Origin of the sequence: Streptomyces sp. R302, from assembly GCF_012927245.1 — a bacterium.
Taxonomy (GTDB): domain Bacteria; phylum Actinomycetota; class Actinomycetes; order Streptomycetales; family Streptomycetaceae; genus Streptomyces.
In genome coordinates this window covers 58,733-77,605 of sequence record NZ_JABBGE010000016.1, presented here as the reverse complement: position 1 = coordinate 77,605, position 18,873 = coordinate 58,733, and the positions used below count along the sequence as shown (strand labels likewise).

The following is an 18,873-nucleotide window of genomic DNA, read 5'->3' as shown; positions in this document are numbered from 1 at the left end:
TCTTTGCGCCGAACCGTCCGTCAGAGGGCGGCGAGCGCCGCCTCGATGACGTCCAGGCCCTCGTTGAGCAGGTCCTCGCCGATGACCAGCGGCGGCAGGAAGCGCAGCACGTTGCCGTAGGTGCCGCAGGTGAGGACGAGCACGCCCTCGTTGTGGCAGTACTTGGCGAGCGCGGCGGCGGCCTCGGCGTGCGGCTCCTTCGTCGCCGGGTCCTTGACGAGCTCGATGGCGATCATGGCGCCGCGGCCGCGGATGTCGCCGATGACGGGGAACTTCTCCTGCATCGCGGAGAGGCGGGCCTTCATGACCTCCTCGATGCGCTTGGCCTTCCCGTTGAGGTCCAGCTCCTTCATCGTCTCGATGGCGCCGAGCGCACCGGCGCAGGCCACCGGGTTGCCGCCGTAGGTGCCGCCGAGGCCGCCGCCGTGGACGGAGTCCATGATCTCGGCGCGGCCGGTGACGGCGGCGAGCGGCAGACCGCCCGCGATGCCCTTGGCGGTGGTGATGAGGTCCGGGACGATGCCCTCGTCCTCGCAGGCGAACCACTGGCCGGTGCGGCAGAAGCCGGCCTGGATCTCGTCGGCGACGAAGACGATGCCGTTGTCGTTGGCGAACTTCACGATCGCCGGGAGGAAGCCCTTGGCCGGCTCGATGAAGCCGCCCTCGCCGAGGACCGGCTCGATGACGATCGCGGCGACGTTGTCGGCGCCGATCTGCTTGGTGATGTTGTCGATCGCCTGGGCGGCGGCCTCGGGGCCGGCGTTCTCGGCACCCGTGGGCCAGCGGTAGCCGTAGGCGACCGGCACGCGGTACACCTCGGGCGCGAACGGACCGAAGCCCTGCTTGTACGGCATGTTCTTCGCCGTCATGCCCATGGTGAGGTTCGTCCGGCCGTGGTAGCCGTGGTCGAAGACGACGACGGCCTGGCGCTTGGTGTACGAACGCGCGATCTTGACGGCGTTCTCGACCGCCTCGGCGCCCGAGTTGAACAGCGCGGACTTCTTGGCGTGGTCTCCCGGGGTCAGCTCGGCCAGCGCCTCGCAGACCTCCACGTAGCCCTCGTACGGCGTCACCATGAAACAGGTGTGGGTGAAGTCCTGCAGCTGCGCGGAGGCGCGGCGCACGACGGCCTCGGCGGAGGCGCCCACGGACGTCACGGCGATGCCGGACCCGAAGTCGATCAGCAGGTTGCCGTCGACGTCCTCGATGATCCCGCCGCCCGCGCGCTTGGTGAACACGGGCAGCGTGGAACCCACGCCCCCGGCGACCGTCTCCAGCCGACGAGCCTGAAGCTCCTGCGACTTCGGACCGGGAATGGCGGTGACGACGCGCCGCTCCTGCGGGACAGCGTTCATGCGGGGCTCCTGGGGTGTTCTGGACGCTCTTGCGGGTTTCCTCCGCAGGCTAGGCGCGGCCGCACGCCCGGCGCATGCTACGGATGGGAGTGGTCCCGGCGTGTCCTTGTCCGTATCGGCCATACGCGCACTTGTCCGGGACCACTCCGCGCCATCGCCCTGATCCGGGGCACGATCCGGGACCGAGGCTCTAGATTGGGCCCGGACGACAGCGCCGCGGAGTCGAAGGGCCAGGGGGCAGGGGAAGATGGAGTTCGAGGGCACGCACGGCTCGCGGGGCACGCACGACGGGCGCCCGCACCCGGACATCCCCCGTCCGGCGGGCCCGCCCCCCGGCACCCCTCCGATGCCGGGCTCCACACCCTCCGCCGCACCGCGCCCCACCCCGCCCCGGCCCACCGCCGCGCCCAGCGCGCGAGCCGCGTCCACGCTCGTCGACTGGCTGCGCACGCCACGCCCCGAGGCCGCGCCCGGCATCTGGCGGTACGGACACGTGCCACGGCCCGAGCAGGCACCGGACGAGACGCCGCTGCGGACCGTGCTCGCCGGCGCGACGATCTCCTTCCTCGTCGCCGTCCTGCTCTGGTCGCTGCTCCGCAACGGCTACATCCCCTACTGGAGCGTCCCGATCCGGCTCTTCACCCCCGCCGACTGGTGGCGCCCGCTCGGCGGCGCGCCCGTGCCCGGCACCGGGGGCCCGATCGCGCTCGCCGTCTACCGCTTCGTCCTCTTCGCCGGCGTCTTCGGCGGCATCGGCCGCTTCGGCCGCTGGCCGTACGCCTGGAGCCGGCTCGTCCGGGAGTACGGGCGCCGGGCACAGCTCGCCCTCGCCGTCCTCATGGGCCTGATCACCATCGCCCTGGTCCGCGGCGACTGGCTGCCGCTCCGCCCCCTCGTCCTCTCGATGCTGCCCTACGACCTGACGAGCCCCGCCGCGATCTACGCCAACCTGGAGATGGAGGACACGGCCACCCTCGTGCTCACCGTCGCCACCGCCCTCCCCTTCGTCTGGCTCGCCCTGCGGCGCACACCCCCGCGTCCCGGGGCGCCCGCCGCACCGCCCGCCCCCGTCACCGGGGCCGCCGACCCCGCCTCCTGGCCCGAGCTGAGGGCCGCCGGGTTCGGCGAGGCGGCCGAGCGGCTCGCCGCGGAGGCGGCCGGCGGGGGCATGAACGACGTCGACTACGCGCGGATCCGCGCCGCCTGGGAGGCCGCGGGCCACAGCCACGAGAAGCAGACGGCCTTCGTCCACGAGGTCCTCGCCCGGGGTGCCGCGGCCTTCCTGCACCCCTCCGGGGGCCGCTCCCTCATCGGCCGGAGCGCCACGCACGACCTCGCCCTCCGCCAGGTCCGCCTCGGCACCGTCGCGGACACCGCCCGCAACCCCTACGCGCGCCGCACCACGGGCCTCGCCCTCGACCCGGGGGTGCTCGGCACCGGCATGCTCGTCGTCGGCCCCTCCGGCAGCGGCAAGACGACCCGCCTCGTCCGCCCGCTCGTCGAGTCCCTCTCCCTCCAGGCGCTCGCCGGACAGGCCGCCGTCGTCGTCGTCGGCCCCGACACCGCGCCCCTCGGCCCGGACGAGGCCTACGACGTCGTCATCCGCGTCGGCGACCCCGCCTCGCCGCACGACCTCGACCTGTACGGCGGTACCTCCGACCCGGACCGCGCGGCCACGCTGCTCGCCGACGTCCTGGCAGGCGACACCGCCGACACCCGCCCGGCCACCACCGCGCTCGCCCAGCTCCTCGGCCCCTTCCACGCCGTCCACGGCCGCTTCCCCTCGGTCCCCGAGCTCCGCGAACTCCTCGACGGCGACCCCACCCGCCTCTCGACCCTGCGCGCCTCCCTCGAAGCCGCGGGCCAGGCCTCCCTCGTCCGTGAACTCGACGCCCGGGCGCGGCAGCAGGGCGCCGCCGGCGACCCGGCCGGACGGCTCGCCGACCGGATCGCGCTCCTCGACCGCCCCGCCTTCGCCGACTTCTTCGACACCTCCGGGGCGACCACCCCGTTCACCATGCGCGCCCTGGACCACCCGGTCCGCGTCCGGATCGACCTGCCGGAATCCGGGCACGCCGAGGCGTCACGGCTCCTCACCCGGCTCGTGCTCGCCCAGTTCCTCGGCCGGGCCGTGGAGCGGACCGACCGAGCCCGCTTCGCCTGCCTCGTCCTCGACGACGCCGCGCACACCCTGACCGCCGCGACCGTGCGGGGCCTCCAGCGGCTGCGCTCCGCCCACGCGGGCGTCGTCCTCGGGCTCCGTACCGTCGAGGACGTCCCCGAGCACCTGCGGACCCCGCTGTTCGGGGCGGTCGGCTGCCGGTTCGCCCTCGCCGGGGTCACCACCTGGGACGGCAAGCGGTTCGCGGAGACCTGGGGCACCGAGTGGGTGGAGACCCGGGACTTCACCAGCCGTACCGTCCGCTCCGACGAACCCCTCACCCGGGTGGCACACGCCGTGCGCAAGCTCGTCACCGGCAGGGCCGTCACCACCGACGCGGTGACCGTCCGCGAGGTCGAGCGGGAGCGGTGGTCGGCCTCCGACCTGGCCCACGGCGTGCCGCCCGGCCATGCGGTCCTCTCCCTCACCCATGTGCGGGGCGAGCACACGCCACCCCTCCTCGTCGACCTCCGCGCCTGAAGCACGGCCCCGCGCGGTGGCGCGGGGGGCCTGGCACAATCGGGTGGGCCGCGCTCCCCAGCGGCGTTCCCCTCGCCGGGCGCGGGTCCCGTGTCCCGGCCTCCGCTCGTAAGGTCCGCCGGTTCCCGATGCCGCCCACCCTCGCCTCGCTCGTCCACAACTCCGCGCTCCGGCTCCTGGCCCGGGCGGGGGAGGACCGTCTCGACACGCCCGTCCGGTGGGCGCACGTCAGCGAGCTGGCCGATCCCGTGCCGTACATGGAGGGCGGCGAGCTGCTGCTCACCACCGCCCTGACGCTCGACGCCGAGGACCCGGAGGCGATGCGGCGGTACGTGCGGCGGCTGCTCGGCGCGGGCGTCGTGGGGCTCGGGTTCGCCGTGGGGGTGAACTACGAGGAGATCCCGGGCGCGCTCCTCGACGCCGCCCGCGCCGAGCACCTGCCGCTCCTCGAAGTGCCCCGCCGCACCCCCTTCCTCGCCATCAGCAAGGCCGTCTCCGCCGCCATCGCCGCCGACCAGTACCGGGCCGTGACCGCCGGCTTCGAGGCGCAGCGCGAGCTCACCCGGGCCGCCCTCGCCGAGGGCCCGGACGCGGTCGTCGCCCGGCTCGCCGCGCACGTCGACGGCTGGGCCGCGCTCTACGACGCCGCCGGGTCCGTCGTCGCCGTCTCGCCCGAGTGGGCGGCCCGCCGCGCCGCCCGCCTCACCCCGGACGTCGAGCGGCTGCGTGAACGCCCCGCCCCCGCCAGCGCCGTCGTGGGCGGTTCGGACGACCGGGTCGAGTTGCAGTCGCTCGGGACCGGCCGCCGGGTCCGCGGCGCCCTCGCCGTCGGCACCGCCGCCCCCCTCGGCACCGCCGAGCGGTACGCCGTCCACTCCGCGATCGCCCTCCTCACCCTCACCACCGAACGCTCCCGCTCCCTCCAGGCCGCCGAGCACCGCCTCGGCGCCGCCGTGCTGCGCCTGATGCTCGCCGGGCAGCCGGAGCACGCCCGTACCGTCGCCGGCGACGTCTACGGCGGCCTCCTCGACGCCCCCTTCCGGATCCTCGTCGCCGAACCCGCCAGCGCCGGCGAGTCGCCCGAACCGCCGCTCCCGGTGCTCGCCGAGGCCCTGGAGGCCGCGGCCGCGCGGGCCGGCGAGGCGGTGCTCACCGTGCCCGAGGGCGAGGAGCGGCTCATCGTCCTCGCCGGCGACGACGGCGCGGTCGTCGCCGCCTGCGCCGGGTACGCCGAACGCGAGGCCGAGGACGCCGGCGTCGTCGTCGGGCTCTCCGCCCCCGCCGGCACCGGCACCGCCGCCGCCGCGTACCGGCAGGCCGAGCAGGCCCTCTCGGTGGCCCGCCGCCGCGGCCGCGCCCTCGTCGAGCACGAGGACCTGGCGGCCGGCTCCGTCCTTCCGCTCCTCGCCGACGACGCCGTGCGCGCCTTCGCCGACGGCATGCTGCGGGCGCTGCGCGAGCACGACGCCACCGGCCGCGGCGACCTGGTGGCCAGCCTGCGCGCCTGGCTCTCCCGGCACGGGCAGTGGGACGCCGCCGCCGCCGATCTCGGGGTGCACCGGCACACCCTGCGCTACCGGATGCGGCGCGTCGAGGAGATCCTCGGGCGTTCGCTCGACGACCCGGACGTGCGGATGGAGCTGTGGCTGGCCCTCAAGGCGACGGGGGAGGGGGAGCGGTAGCCCCCCCCGTATCGCCCGACCTGAATGCACCCCTGCCCCTTCCCCTGCCCGGTCGCGGGCAGAATTCCTGGCCGGAAGCGGGGCGATTCCCTAATCTCCTGCTCATGACAAGCCCCGCCGTCGATCCCGCCGTCGATCCCGCCGCCACCGTGCCCCCGGCCGGTGGCGACAAGCCCCTCCCCGTCGCGCCCACCCGCATCGGCGGTGCCGTCTGGGCCGCCCTCGCCATCGTCTACGTCGTCTGGGGCTCCACCTACCTCGGCATACGCTTCGTCGTCGAGACCATCCCGCCCTTCCTCGCCTCCGGCTCCCGCTTCATCGTCGCCGGGCTCCTCCTCGCCGCGCTCGTCGCCTGGCGCCACGGCCCCGCCGCCCTCAAGGTGGACCGGCGCCGGCTCGGCTCCGCCGCCCTCGTCGGCCTCCTCCTCATCCTCGGCGGCAACGGCCTCGTCAACCTCGCCGAGACCACCGTCCCCTCCGGCCTCGCCGCCCTCCTCATCGCCGCCGTCCCCGTCTTCGTCGTCCTGCTGCGCACCGCCGCGGGCGAGCGCCCCGGGATCGGCGCGTACGGCGGCGTCCTGATCGGCATCGTCGGCCTCGCCGTCCTCACCGTCCCCGGGCTCAGCGGCGAGGTCGGCATCGGCGGCGTGCTGCTCGTCCTCCTCGCCGCCCTGCTCTGGTCGACCGGCACCGTCTCCTCCGCACGGCTCCCGATGCCCGCCAACCCCTTCACCGCCAGCGTGTACGAGATGCTGGCCGGCGGCATCGGCGGCGTCGTCGTGGGCCTGCTCCGGGGCGAGCACCGCGGCTTCGACCCGGGCGCCGTCGCCACCGGTTCCTGGGTGGCCCTCGGCTACCTGGTCGTCTTCGGCTCGCTGATCGCCTTCACCGCGTACGCCTGGCTGATCCAGTCCGCCCCGGTCTCGCTCGCCGCCACCTACGCGTACGTCAATCCGGTCGTCGCCGTGCTGCTCGGCACGCTGATCCTGGGCGAGGCCCTGACCTGGCCGATCCTCCTCGGCGGCGCGATCGTCGTGGCCGCCGTCTGCCTGATCGTCTCCACCGAGCGGAGGGGCTGACGAGTCCAGGCCGTCCCGGCCCCCGCCTGATCCCTCGTATCCGGTGGGCGTGAGCATGGCGACAGGGGCGGGATCCGGAACGGCCACGGCGACGAAGGCGGACCGACGGCCGCGAGCCGTGCCGCACCACCCGCGTCGCCGCCACCGGCCAGATCCAGGACCTAGCGCGACCTGCGCACCTTCCCCGACCCGGTCGGCTCCTCCACCGGCGGCCTCCAGGACGTCCTCGGCCACGCGGGGCGGCTGATCATCGCCAGGGCCGAGGGGTGCGACCGGCCCTTCACCGCCTGCGAGGAGCGCTGACGGCCCCGGCCCCGCACCACCTCTTCGGCCGAAGAGGACAGACCGGCACCGCCACCACTCCACCACGGACAAACGCCACCCGCGCGTCCCGGCCCTAACGTGGGGACCAGAGCAACCGCTCGCACCCCGAAACGGAAAGGGCCGGGACGCACAATGACGACCACCCACGCCTTCTGGGTCGCCGGCCGCGAGGCCACCGGCGACACCACCTTCGACGTCACGAACTCGTACGACGGACGTCTGGTCGGCAAGGTCGCCGTGCCCACCGAGGCCCAGGTCGAGGAGGCCGTCGCCGCCGCCCACGCGGTCGTCGACGAGTTCGCCGCCACCCCGGCGCACGTCCGCGCCGCCGCCCTCGACCACGTGTCGAAGCGGCTCGCCGAGCGCACCGAGGAGATCGCCCAGATCATCTCCGCCGAGAACGGCAAGCCCATCAAGTGGGCCCGCGGCGAGGTCGGCCGCGCCGTCTCCGTCTTCCGTTTCGCCGCCGAGGAGGCCCGCCGCTGGAACGCCGGCGAGGCCCAGCGCCTGGACACCGAGGCCGGCGGCGCGGGCCGCCTCGCCCTCACCCGCCGCGTGCCCAAGGGCGTCGTCCTCGGCATCGCGCCCTTCAACTTCCCGCTGAACCTCAGCGCCCACAAGGTCGCCCCGGCCATCGCCGTCGGCGCCCCGATCATCCTCAAGCCGGCCCCGGCCACCCCGATCTCCTCCCTCGTCCTGGGCGAGATCCTGGCCGAGACCGACCTGCCGGCCGGCTCCTGGTCGATCCTCACCGTGCCGAACGACCGGATGCCCGCCCTCGTCCAGGACGAGCGCCTCCCCGTCATCTCCTTCACCGGCTCGGACAAGGTCGGCTACGCCATCCAGGCCTCCGTGCCGCACAAGCACTGCACCCTGGAGCTCGGCGGCAACGCCGCCGCCGTCGTCCTCGCCGACTGGTCCTCCGAGGCCGACCTGGACTGGGCCGCGACCCGCATCGCGACCTTCTCCAACTACCAGGGCGGCCAGTCCTGCATCTCCGTGCAGCGCGTGGTCGCCGACGCCTCCGTCTACGACCGCCTGCTCCCGAAGATCGTCGCGGCCGTCGAGGCCCAGGTCACCGGCGACCCGGCGGACGACGCCACCGACGTCGGCCCGCTCGTCGACGAGAACGCCGCCCAGCGCGTCGAGTCCTGGGTCGACGAGGCCGTCGCGGCCGGCGCCAAGCTCCTCGCCGGCGGCAAGCGCGAGGGCGCGAGCTACGCCCCGACCGTCCTCACCGAGCTCCCGGCCGACGTCACCCTGGCCCGCGCCGAGGTCTTCGGCCCGGTCCTCACGGTCGCCAAGGTCGACGGCGAGGCCGAGGCGTTCGCCGCCGTCAACGACTCGGACTTCGGCCTCCAGGCCGGCGTCTTCACCCACGACCTGCAGACCGCCTTCCGCGCCCACCGCGCCCTGGAGGTCGGCGGCGTGATCGTCGGCGACGTCCCCTCGTACCGCGCCGACCAGATGCCGTACGGCGGCGCCAAGCGCTCCGGCACCGGCCGCGAGGGCGTGGCGTACGCCATGGACGACTACACCTACGAGCGCGTCCTGGTCCTCACCGGCCTCGCCCTGTAGGACACGCGCGCCACGAGACCAGGCGGTCCGGACCCACTGTGCGGGGGCCCGGGCCGCCTCTCGTGCGTGCCCCGGCGGCCGTCGCCGCCGATCCCGGCCGGGCCGCCTCCCCGCGGACGCGTCGCGTCCAGTAGACGGAATGCGCTGACGGCACCCCGCTCCGCGCGGCAGGATGGCCGGTGTGACCGTCATCGACATCCCCGGCTCCAAGTCCGTCACCGCCCGCGCGCTCTTCCTCGCCGCCGCCGCGGAGGGCACCACCACCCTCCTGCGCCCGCTGCTCTCCGACGACACCGAGGGCTTCGCCGAAGGCCTCGGCTCCCTCGGCTACGCCGTACGGAAGGAGCCCGGCGCCTGGCACATCGAGGGCCGCCCGGCCGGACCGGGGACCGCGGACGCCGACGTGTACTGCCGCGACGGCGCCACCACCGCGCGCTTCCTGCCCACCCTCGCCGCCGCCGGCCACGGCACCTTCCGCTTCGACGCCTCCGCGCAGATGCGCCGCCGCCCGCTCGGCCCGCTCTCCACCGCCCTGCGCGAGCTCGGGGTGGACCTGCGGCACGGCGGGCAGGACGGCCACCACCCGCTCGCCGTGCACGCCGCCGGCGTGAAGGGCGGCGCGCTCACCCTCGACGCAGGCCAGTCCTCCCAGTACCTGACGGCCCTCCTGATGCTCGGCCCGCTGACCGCCGAGGGCCTCGTCATCACCGTCACCGACCTGGTCTCGGAGCCGTACGTCGAGATCACCCTCGCGATGATGCGCGCCTTCGGCGCCGAGGTCACCCGGGAGGGACGTACCTACCGGGTCGCCCCCACCGGCTACAAGGCGGCCCGCTACCCGATCGAGCCCGACGCCTCCACCGCCAGCTACTTCTTCGCCGCGGCCGCCCTCCGGCCGGGCGGCGAGGTCACCGTCCCCGGCCTCGGCACCGGCGCGCTCCAGGGCGACCTCGCCTTCGTCGACGTGCTGCGCCGCATGGGCGCCGACGTCGAGGTGACCGCGGAGGCCACCACCGTCCGCTCCACCGGCACCCTGCGCGGACTCACCGTCAACATGCGGGACATCTCCGACACCATGCCGACCCTCGCCGCGATCGCCCCCTTCGCCGACGGGCCGGTCCGCATCGAGGACGTCGCCAACACCCGGGTCAAGGAGTGCGACCGGCTCGACGCCTGCGCCGAGAACCTCCGCCGCCTCGGCGTCACCGTGGAGACCGGACCCGACTGGATCGAGATCCACCCCGACACCCCGGCGGGCCCCGTCGAGATCGCCACCCACGGCGACCACCGGATCGTCATGTCCTTCGCCGTCACCGCCCTGCGCACCCCCGGCATCACCTTCGACGACCCCGGTTGCGTGAAGAAGACCTTCCCGGACTTCCACCGCGTCTTCGGCGCGTTCGGCGCGTTCCCCCGGACCGCGTGAAGAGCCCACAGCGTTTGGGGCAAGAATGGGGGGCATGAGCGACCGCCCCTCTCCTCTCGCCGACCCGCACATCGCCTTCGACCCCGCCGAAGGCCGCCGGGACATCGTCGTCCTCGGCTCGACGGGATCCATCGGCACCCAGGCCATCGACCTGGTGCTGCGCCACCCCGACCGCTTCCGGGTGACCGCCCTGGCCGCCTCCGGCAGCCGGATCGGGCTGCTCGCCGAGCAGGCCCACCGGCTCCGGGTCGCCCAGGTCGCCGTCGCGCGCGAGGAGACCGCGGCGGAGCTGCGTACGGCCCTGAAGGGGCTGTACGGCTCCGAGCCGCTGCCCGAGCTCCTCGCGGGCCCCGACGCCGCCACCGAGCTCGCCGCCTCCCCGTGCCACACCGTGCTCAACGGCATCACCGGCTCCATCGGCCTCGCGCCGACCCTCGCCGCCCTGGAGGCCGGCCGCACCCTCGCCCTCGCCAACAAGGAGTCGCTGATCGTCGGCGGCCCCCTGGTGAAGGCGCTCGCGAAGCCCGGCCAGATCATCCCGGTCGACTCCGAGCACGCCGCGCTCTTCCAGGCGCTCGCCGCCGGCACCCGCGCCGACGTCCGCAAGCTGGTCGTCACCGCCTCCGGCGGCCCCTTCCGCGGCCGGACCCGCGCCGAGCTGGAGCACGTGACCCGCGACGACGCGCTCGCCCACCCGACCTGGGCGATGGGCCCCGTCATCACCGTCAACAGCAGCACACTCGTCAACAAGGGCCTGGAGGTCATCGAGGCCCACCTCCTCTACGACATCCCCTTCGACCGCATCGAGGTCGTCGTCCACCCGCAGTCGTACGTGCACTCGATGGTCGAGTTCACCGACGGCTCCACCCTCGCCCAGGCCACCCCGCCGGACATGCGCGGCCCCATCGCCATCGGCATCGGCTGGCCCGAGCGGGTCCCCGACGCGGCCCCCGCCTTCGACTGGACCAAGGCCTCCACCTGGGAGTTCTTCCCGCTCGACAACGAAGCCTTCCCGTCGGTGGACCTCGCCCGGCACGTCGGCGAGCTCGGCGGCACCGCCCCCGCCGTCTTCAACGCCGCCAACGAGGAGTGCGTCGCGGCGTTCCTCGACGGCCGGCTCCCCTTCAACGGCATCATGGACACCGTCACGGCGGTCGTCACCGAACACGGACGGCCCGTCGGGGGAACCTCCCTGACGGTGCCGGACGTCCTGGAAGCGGAGACCTGGGCCCGGGCCCGGGCCCGAGAGCTCGCAGCGAAGGCAACCGCGGAGGCACGCGCATGACGGAAGCGCTCCTGTACGTCCTGGGCATCGTCCTGTTCGCCCTGGGACTGCTCGTCTCCATCGCCTGGCACGAGCTGGGCCACCTCTCCACGGCCAAGCTCTTCGGCATCCGCGTGCCCCAGTACATGGTCGGCTTCGGCCCCACCATCTGGTCGAAGAAGCGCGGCGAGACCGAGTACGGCATCAAGGCCATCCCGGCCGGCGGCTACATCCGCATGATCGGCATGTTCCCGCCCGGCGAGGACGGCAAGATCGAGGCCCGCTCCACCTCGCCCTGGCGCTCCATGATCGAGGACGCCCGCGAGGCCTCGTACGAGGAGCTGCAGCCCGGCGACGAGACCCGGCTCTTCTACACGCGCAAGCCGTGGAAGCGCGTCATCGTCATGTTCGCCGGACCGTTCATGAACCTGGTCCTCGCCCTCGGCCTCTTCTACGGCTCGCTGATGACCCTCGGCATCGAGGGCCAGACCACCAAGGTCGCCGGCGTCCAGAAGTGCGTCATCAAGCAGAGCGCGAACCGCGACACCTGCGCGAAGGGCGACGCGGTCTCCCCGGCGTTCGAGGCGGGCCTGCGGGAGGGCGACACCATCGTCGCCTTCGACGGCACCCCCGTCTCCGACTGGGACACCCTCTCGGACCGCATCCGGGGGACCATCGGCCCCGCCACGATCACCGTCGAGCGGGCCGGCCAGCGCCTCGACCTGCACCCGACCCTGGTCTCCAACGAGGTCCTGAAGAAGGACGAGGACGGCCAGATCGTCCGGCCCGTCGCGTACGTCCCCGCCGGCTACCTCGGCTTCCAGGCGAGCAGCGAGGTCGCGCCGCTCACCTTCGTCGAGACCACCGAGCGCATGGGCGACCTCCTGGAGAACGGCGTCGAGTCGGTCATCGCCCTCCCCGGCAAGATCCCCGGCCTGTGGGACGCCACCTTCGGCGACGGCGAGCGCGCCGAGGACTCCCCGGTCGGCGTCGTCGGCGCCGCCCGCATCACCGGCGAGCTCATGACCGTGGACGCCCCGCCGGAGCGCATCCTCGTCATGTTCATGAACCTGCTGGTGTACTTCAACGTCTCGCTGTTCCTGTTCAACATGCTCCCGCTGCTGCCGCTCGACGGCGGCCACATCGCGGGCGCCCTGTGGGAGTCGGTCCGCCGGCACACCGCCCGGATCTTCAAGCGCGCCGATCCCGGCCCGTTCGACGTGGCCAAGCTGATGCCCGCCGCCTACGTGGTCGCCGGCGTCTTCGTCTGTTTCACGCTGCTCGTGCTCGCCGCCGACCTCGTCAACCCGGTGAAGCTGACGTAGCCCTCAGGGGGGCCGGGCACCGCCGTGTCCGGCCCCCCGCCCCCGGGGCGGTAACCTCGGAAGCCCGAGCCCGCCGACGCACGACCTTGAGGTTGCACAACTCATGACCGCGATTTCTCTCGGTATCCCCTCTGTCCCGACCCGGCTCGCCGAGCGCCGCAAGAGCCGGCAGATCCAGGTCGGCAGCGTGGCCGTCGGCGGTGACGCACCCGTCTCGGTGCAGTCGATGACGACGACCCGTACGTCCGACATCGGCGCCACGCTCCAGCAGATCGCCGAGCTGACCGCCTCCGGCTGCCAGATCGTCCGGGTCGCCTGCCCCACCCAGGACGACGCCGACGCGCTCGCCACCATCGCCCGGAAGTCCTCGATCCCCGTGATCGCCGACATCCACTTCCAGCCGAAGTACGTCTTCGCCGCGATCGACGCGGGCTGCGCGGCGGTCCGCGTCAACCCCGGCAACATCAAGCAGTTCGACGACAAGGTCAAGGAGATCGCGCGGGCCGCGAAGGACGCGGGCACCCCGATCCGCATCGGTGTCAACGCCGGCTCCCTCGACGCCCGCCTCCTGAAGAAGTACGGCAAGGCCACCCCCGAGGCACTCGTCGAGTCCGCCCTCTGGGAGGCGTCCCTCTTCGAGGAGCACGACTTCCGCGACATCAAGATCTCGGTCAAGCACAACGACCCGGTCGTCATGGTCGAGGCCTACCGCCAGCTCGCCGAGCGGTGCGACTACCCGCTGCACCTCGGCGTCACCGAGGCCGGCCCCGCCTTCCAGGGCACCATCAAGTCGGCCGTCGCCTTCGGCGCCCTGCTCTCCCAGGGCATCGGCGACACCATCCGGGTCTCCCTCTCCGCCCCGCCGGCCGAGGAGATCAAGGTCGGCATGCAGATCCTGGAGTCGCTCAACCTCCGCCAGCGCCGCCTGGAGATCGTCTCCTGCCCGTCCTGCGGCCGCGCCCAGGTCGACGTCTACAAGCTCGCCGAGGAGGTCACCGCCGGCCTCGACGGCATGACCGTCCCGCTCCGCGTCGCCGTCATGGGCTGCGTCGTCAACGGCCCCGGCGAGGCCCGCGAGGCCGACCTCGGCGTCGCCTCCGGCAACGGCAAGGGCCAGATCTTCGTCAAGGGCGAGGTCATCAAGACCGTCCCCGAGTCGAAGATCGTCGAGACCCTCATCGAGGAAGCCCTCAAGATCGCCGAGCAGATGGAGAAGGACGGCGTCGCCAGCGGCGAACCGACCGTCGCCATCGCCGGCTGAGGCACCCGGCCACCCGGAACCCCGCCGCCCCCGCAGGGGGACGGCGGGGTTTCGCCTTGTGCGGGAGCCCTTCCCAGATCCTGGGGGTAAGGTGCCAGGACCAGCAGAACCCGCACGGTGAGGCCCTCTCGTGTTGACACAGACCACCACCCGGGTCCTCGAACCCGCCGACCTCGGCGCCGCACTCGCCGTCCTGGAGAGCGCCCCCGTCGAGAACGCCTTCGTGACCGCCCGCGTCCGCGTGGCCGGGCTCGACCCGTGGCGGCTGGGCGGCGAGATGTGGGGCTGGTACACCGAGGGCCGGCTCACCTCGCTCTGCTACTCCGGCGCCAACCTCGTGCCGATCTGCGCCACCCCCGAGGCCGTCCGCGCCTTCGCCGAGCGGGCCCGCAGGATCGGCCGCCGCTGCTCCTCGATCGTCGGCCCGGCCGGCCCCACCGCCGAGCTGTGGCGGCTCCTCGAACCCTCCTGGGGCCCCGCCCGCGACGTCCGCGCCCACCAGCCCCTCATGGTCGCCGAGGAGCCGTCCGCCACCGTCGCCCCCGACCCGCTCGTCCGCCGGGTCCGCAAGGACGAGATGGACGCGATCATGCCCGCCTGCGTCGCCATGTTCACCGAGGAGGTCGGCGTCTCCCCGATGGCCGGCGACGGCGGACTGCTCTACCAGGCCCGCGTCGCCGAACTCGTCGGCGCCGGCCGCTCCTTCGCCCGCATCGACGACGGCAAGGTCGTCTTCAAGGCCGAGATCGGCGCCGCCACCCGCCAGGCCTGCCAGATCCAGGGCGTCTGGGTCGCCCCCGAGCACCGCGGCAAGGGCCTCTCCGAGACCGGCATGGCCGCCGTCCTCCAGTACGCCCTCGCCGACGTCGCCCCCGTCGTCAGCCTGTACGTCAACGACTACAACCTCCCGGCCCGCGCCGCCTACCGCAGGGTCGGGTTCCGCGAGACCGGAGCCTTCATGAGCGTGCTGTTCTGAAACCTCGGCCGCTTGTAGGGTGCGCCGCATGGACGCCGCCGCCCCCGCCGTGATCGGACCCGTCAACCTCGCCGCCCGGGTGGACGAGGCGCTCGCCGTGCAGGCGGTCGCCTTCGGCCTCGACGCCGAGGAGGTCGCCGTACGCCGCCACATCGTGCTGCGGCACCTGATGAACCCCGGCGCCCGCGCCTACGGGGCCACCACCCCCGACGGGCGGCTCGTCGGCTTCGTGTACGGGATGCCCAACGACCGCACCCACTGGTGGTCCACCGTCGTGGAGCCGTACCTGCGCGCCACCGGCACCGCCGACTGGCTCGACGCCTCCTTCGTCATCACCGAGCTCCACGTCCACCCCGACTTCCAGGGCCTCGGCCTCGGCCGCGGGCTGATCACCACCATCACCGACACCGCTGACGAGAAGCGCTCCATCCTCTCCGCCATCGACACCGAGTCCCCGGCCCGCGGCCTCTACCGCTCCCTCGGCTACGAGGACCTCGCCCGCCAGGTCCACTTCCCGAGCGCCGCCCGCCCGTACGCGGTCATGGGCGCCCCGCTGCCGCTCCCGCGCCGGAACTGATTTCTCGCGGACGGCGCGGCCCGGCTAACCTCCTAGCCATCAACGTCAGTCCCGGCAGGAGTACGAGAACCATGGCCAACGCACCGGTCCAGCGCATGTCCCAGTTGATGGCGAAGACGCTGCGCGACGACCCGGCGGACGCCGAGGTCCTCTCCCACAAGCTCCTCGTCCGCGCCGGCTACGTCCGCCGCACCGCCGCCGGCATCTGGAGCTGGCTGCCGCTCGGCAAGAAGGTCCTCTCCAACGTGGAGCGGATCGTCCGCGAGGAGATGGACGCCGTCGGCGCCCAGGAGGTCTCCCTCCCCGCGCTGCTGCCCCGCGAGCCCTACGAGGCCACCGGCCGCTGGGACGAGTACGGCGCCGAGCTCTTCCGCCTCCAGGACCGCAAGGGCGGCGACTACCTCCTCGGCCCCACCCACGAGGAGATCTTCACCCTCCTGGTCAAGGACCAGTGCTCGTCCTACAAGGACCTGCCGGTCATCCTGTACCAGATCCAGACCAAGTTCCGCGACGAGGCCCGCCCCCGCGCCGGCATCCTGCGCGGCCGCGAGTTCCTCATGAAGGACTCCTACTCCTTCGACACCGAGGACGAGGGCCTGACCCGGTCCTACGGCCTGCACCGCCAGGCCTACCAGCGGATCTTCGAGCGCCTCGGCCTCGACTACCGCATCGTCGCCGCCACCGCCGGCGCCATGGGCGGCTCCAAGTCCGAGGAGTTCCTCGCCCCGGCCGAGGCCGGCGAGGACACCTTCGCCGACTGCCCGAACTGCGACTTCGCGGCCAACACGGAGGCGGTGTACCAGGAGGTCAAGGCCGTCGACGGCTCCGCCGTCCCCGCCGCCGAGGACATCCCCACCCCGGACACCCCCACCATCGAGACCCTCGCCGCCTCCCTCGGCGTCCCGGCCTCCGCCACCCTCAAGAACCTCCTGGTGAAGGTCGACGGCGAGATCGTCGCGGTCGGCGTGCCCGGCGACCGCGAGGTCGACATGGACAAGGTCGAGGAGCACTTCGGTCCCACGGCCACGGTCGAGCTGGTGACGGAGGAGGACTTCGCGGCCCGCCCCGACCTGGTGCGCGGCTACGTCGGCCCCCAGGGACTGGAGAAGGTCACCTACCTCGCCGACCCGCGCGTGGCCCCCGGCACCTCCTGGATCACCGGCGCCAACAAGGAGGGCATGCACGCGAAGAACGTCGTCGCGGGCCGTGACTTCGAGGTCTCCGAGTACGTCGACGTGGTCGTCGTCCAGGAGGGCGACCCCTGCCCCAAGTGCGGCACCGGCCTCAAGCTGGACCGCGCGATCGAGATCGGCCACATCTTCCAGCTCGGCCGCAAGTACGCCGACGCGCTGAAGCTCGACGTCCTCGGCCAGAACGGCAAGCCCGTCCGCGTGACGATGGGCTCGTACGGCATCGGCGTCTCCCGCGCCGTCGCCGCGCTCGCCGAGCAGACCGCCGACGACAAGGGCCTGTGCTGGCCGGCCGAGGTCGCCCCCGCCGACGTCCACGTCGTCGCCGCCGGCAAGGCCCTCCAGACCGAGCTGGCCCTGGAGGTCTCCGACAAGCTCGCCGCCGCGGGCCTGCGCGTCCTGGTCGACGACCGCGCGGGAGTCTCCCCGGGCGTCAAGTTCACCGACGCGGAACTGATGGGCGTCCCGAAGATCCTCGTCGCCGGCCGCCGCTCCGCCGAAGGCGTCCTCGAACTGAAGGACCGCCGCACCGGCGAGCGCGAGGAGCTCACCGTCGAGGCGGCCCTGGAGGCCCTCACCGCCTGACGCCCGGGCCCTCCCGCCGCTCCGACCGTGCGCATGCCCTACGCTCACTCGTCTGTTTGATCTTTCGAGTGAGGGTGGGGCACGTGCATATTCCCGTCCCACCGGCTGGGCCCACGCCCAGGTCCTGGCCGTGGGCGACGTCAACGGCGACGGGCAGCCCGATGTGGTGGGGCGCAGCGTCAACGGCCTCTACCTGCACCGGGGCAGCGTGGGCGTCAACCCGACCCTGCCGCGGAGCGCCGTCGTCCTGGGCGGTCAGGAATGGGCACCCGCGGCGACGCCCGAGATCCTCGCGCCGGGCGACGTGAACGGCGACGGCCGCGCCGACCTGTGGGCCCGCGTCGCCGACGGCCGGTTCCTGCAGTTCCTGTCCGCCGGAGCCGCGGCGCTTCCCGCGCCCACCGCCATCGGCACCGCCGGCATCGCCGCGTACCCGCTGTCCGGCACCGTGGGGGACGCCGACGGCGACGGCCGCGCCGACCTGCTGCTCACCACCGCGCCGAGCGGGACCGGCACCGGGGACCTGCGGTTCCTGCCGGGCAACGCCACGGGCACCGGTTTCGGTGCGCCCGTGACGATCGGCGAGGGCGGCTGGCGCTGGATCCAGTCGATGCGCTGACCCGCCGAGGCGCTGATCCGACGGTCAGGCGGCCCGGTCCCGGGGGGCCGGGTCCACCGAGGGTCCCGTGAGGTCCTCGATGGGGGCGAGGGGCTCGGGGGGAGGCGCGGCCGTGACCGGCGGCGCGGGGGGTGCCGCCGACTGGGCGGGAGCCTGCGCGGATTCCGGGGTCGCGCGCTCCAGGAAGCGCAGGAGCTCCACCGGGATCGGCAGGACCAGGGTCGAGTTCTTCTCGGCCGCGACGGCCATGACCGTCTGGAGGAGGCGGAGCTGGAGGGCCGAGGGGGCCTCGGCCATCTGGTGGGCCGCCTCCGCCAGCTTCTTCGAGGCCTGGAGTTCCGCGTCCGCGTTGATCAGGCGGGCGCGGCGCTCCCGGTCCGCCTCCGCCTGGCGGGCCATGGAGCGCTTCATGGTCTCCGGCAGCGACACGTCCTTGATCTCGACGCGGTCGATCTGCACGCCCCACCCGATCGCGGGGGAGTCGATCATCAGCTCCAGGCCCTGGTTGAGCTTCTCGCGGTTGGACAGCAGGTCGTCGAGGTCGCTCTTGCCGATGATCGACCGCAGCGAGGTCTGCGCCATCTGCGAGACCGCGAACTTGTAGTCCTCGACCCGCACCAGCGCCTCCGCCGCGTCCACCACCTTGAAGTAGACGACCGCGTCGACCCGGACCGTCACGTTGTCCCGGGTGATGCCCTCCTGCGCGGGCACCGGCATCGTGACGATCTGCATGTTGACCTTGTGGAGCCGGTCCACCGCCGGGACGATCATCGTGAAGCCGGGCGTCCGCACCTGGCCGCGCAGCCGGCCGAAGCGGAAGACGACGCCCCGCTCGTACTGCTTCACCACGCGGGCCGCCGCACCGACGTACGCGACGGCGGCCGTCCCCGTCGCCGCTGCGGCCATCAGGAGTTCATCGAGCATCTCGGCCCCCTGAGAAAGGGTTACAAAAAGGGTATTCCCCTTCTCGGGGGCCGCGAACGCGGAGCCG

At 73.5% G+C, this 18,873-nt stretch carries 14 protein-coding genes; 12 read left to right on the top strand and 2 right to left on the bottom strand.

The window, feature by feature from the left end:
* Positions 1–20: 20 nt before the first annotated feature.
* Entirely contained in the window at positions 21–1,355 is a 1,335-nt protein-coding gene (gene gabT, locus HHL19_RS34965; RefSeq protein WP_169094434.1) for a 4-aminobutyrate--2-oxoglutarate transaminase, read from the bottom strand.
* Positions 1,356–1,602: 247 nt separating this feature from the next.
* On the opposite strand from gabT, the gene HHL19_RS34960 reads away from it, so the two are divergent.
* The 12 genes from HHL19_RS34960 (at position 1,603) to HHL19_RS34905 (ending at position 17,882) form a co-directional block, all read left to right on the top strand.
* On the top strand, positions 1,603–3,996 hold the full coding sequence (locus HHL19_RS34960) for an ATP/GTP-binding protein (protein WP_169094433.1): 2,394 nt from the start codon (positions 1,603–1,605) through the stop codon (positions 3,994–3,996).
* Between the two features lie 128 nt (positions 3,997–4,124).
* A complete protein-coding gene (locus tag HHL19_RS34955; protein ID WP_169094432.1) occupies positions 4,125–5,678 on the top strand; it encodes a PucR family transcriptional regulator in 1,554 nt (517 codons plus the stop codon).
* Positions 5,679–5,782: 104 nt separating this feature from the next.
* Positions 5,783–6,757, top strand: a complete 975-nt coding sequence (locus HHL19_RS34950) for an EamA family transporter (RefSeq protein ID WP_169094431.1) — start codon at positions 5,783–5,785, stop codon at positions 6,755–6,757.
* A 456-nt stretch (positions 6,758–7,213) separates the two neighbouring features.
* Positions 7,214–8,659: an aldehyde dehydrogenase family protein gene (locus HHL19_RS34945; RefSeq protein ID WP_169094430.1), complete on the top strand. Its 1,446-nt coding sequence runs from the start codon at positions 7,214–7,216 to the stop codon at positions 8,657–8,659.
* Positions 8,660–8,840: 181 nt separating this feature from the next.
* Positions 8,841–10,085 carry a 3-phosphoshikimate 1-carboxyvinyltransferase gene (gene aroA / locus HHL19_RS34940; protein ID WP_169094429.1) on the top strand — a complete coding sequence of 415 codons (1,245 nt, stop codon included), beginning with the start codon at positions 8,841–8,843 and terminating at the stop codon, positions 10,083–10,085.
* 34 nt (positions 10,086–10,119) lie between these two features.
* Positions 10,120–11,370, top strand: a complete 1,251-nt coding sequence (gene dxr / locus HHL19_RS34935) for a 1-deoxy-D-xylulose-5-phosphate reductoisomerase (RefSeq protein WP_169094428.1) — start codon at positions 10,120–10,122, stop codon at positions 11,368–11,370.
* On the top strand, positions 11,367–12,674 hold the full coding sequence (locus tag HHL19_RS34930; protein ID WP_169094427.1) for a site-2 protease family protein: 1,308 nt from the start codon (positions 11,367–11,369) through the stop codon (positions 12,672–12,674). Before dxr ends, HHL19_RS34930 begins: the two co-directional genes overlap by 4 nt.
* A 103-nt stretch (positions 12,675–12,777) precedes the next feature.
* Positions 12,778–13,935: a flavodoxin-dependent (E)-4-hydroxy-3-methylbut-2-enyl-diphosphate synthase gene (gene ispG, locus HHL19_RS34925; protein WP_169094426.1), complete on the top strand. Its 1,158-nt coding sequence runs from the start codon at positions 12,778–12,780 to the stop codon at positions 13,933–13,935.
* Between the two features lie 130 nt (positions 13,936–14,065).
* Positions 14,066–14,911 (top strand): GNAT family N-acetyltransferase, encoded by an 846-nt coding sequence (locus HHL19_RS34920; RefSeq protein WP_169094425.1) that lies wholly within the window; start codon positions 14,066–14,068, stop codon positions 14,909–14,911.
* 28 nt (positions 14,912–14,939) lie between these two features.
* Entirely contained in the window at positions 14,940–15,488 is a 549-nt protein-coding gene (locus tag HHL19_RS34915; protein ID WP_169094424.1) for a GNAT family N-acetyltransferase, read from the top strand.
* A gap of 71 nt (positions 15,489–15,559) precedes the next feature.
* Complete coding sequence (locus HHL19_RS34910; protein ID WP_169094423.1) at positions 15,560–17,263, top strand: proline--tRNA ligase; 1,704 nt, start codon at positions 15,560–15,562, stop codon at positions 17,261–17,263.
* Between the two features lie 130 nt (positions 17,264–17,393).
* Entirely contained in the window at positions 17,394–17,882 is a 489-nt protein-coding gene (locus HHL19_RS34905; protein WP_169094422.1) for a VCBS repeat-containing protein, read from the top strand.
* Positions 17,883–17,906: 24 nt separating this feature from the next.
* On the opposite strand, the gene HHL19_RS34900 is transcribed toward HHL19_RS34905, so the two are convergent.
* Positions 17,907–18,806 carry a slipin family protein gene (locus HHL19_RS34900; RefSeq protein ID WP_169094421.1) on the bottom strand — a complete coding sequence of 300 codons (900 nt, stop codon included), beginning with the start codon at positions 18,804–18,806 and terminating at the stop codon, positions 17,907–17,909.
* Positions 18,807–18,873 lie beyond the last annotated feature (67 nt).

Excerpts from the sequence above, each read along its gene's own strand:
- HHL19_RS34900 (WP_169094421.1), bottom strand. The coding sequence starts at position 18,806 with ATGCTCGATGAACTCCTGATGGCCGCAGCGGCGACGGGGACGGCCGCC.
- HHL19_RS34930 (WP_169094427.1), top strand. The coding sequence starts at position 11,367 with ATGACGGAAGCGCTCCTGTACGTCCTGGGCATCGTCCTGTTCGCCCTG.
- dxr (WP_169094428.1), top strand. The coding sequence starts at position 10,120 with ATGAGCGACCGCCCCTCTCCTCTCGCCGACCCGCACATCGCCTTCGAC.
- HHL19_RS34955 (WP_169094432.1), top strand. The coding sequence starts at position 4,125 with ATGCCGCCCACCCTCGCCTCGCTCGTCCACAACTCCGCGCTCCGGCTC.
- gabT (WP_169094434.1), bottom strand. The coding sequence starts at position 1,355 with ATGAACGCTGTCCCGCAGGAGCGGCGCGTCGTCACCGCCATTCCCGGT.
- HHL19_RS34950 (WP_169094431.1), top strand. The coding sequence starts at position 5,783 with ATGACAAGCCCCGCCGTCGATCCCGCCGTCGATCCCGCCGCCACCGTG.
- HHL19_RS34910 (WP_169094423.1), top strand. The coding sequence starts at position 15,560 with ATGGCCAACGCACCGGTCCAGCGCATGTCCCAGTTGATGGCGAAGACG.
- ispG (WP_169094426.1), top strand. The coding sequence starts at position 12,778 with ATGACCGCGATTTCTCTCGGTATCCCCTCTGTCCCGACCCGGCTCGCC.
- HHL19_RS34915 (WP_169094424.1), top strand. The coding sequence starts at position 14,940 with ATGGACGCCGCCGCCCCCGCCGTGATCGGACCCGTCAACCTCGCCGCC.
- HHL19_RS34960 (WP_169094433.1), top strand. The coding sequence starts at position 1,603 with ATGGAGTTCGAGGGCACGCACGGCTCGCGGGGCACGCACGACGGGCGC.
- HHL19_RS34945 (WP_169094430.1), top strand. The coding sequence starts at position 7,214 with ATGACGACCACCCACGCCTTCTGGGTCGCCGGCCGCGAGGCCACCGGC.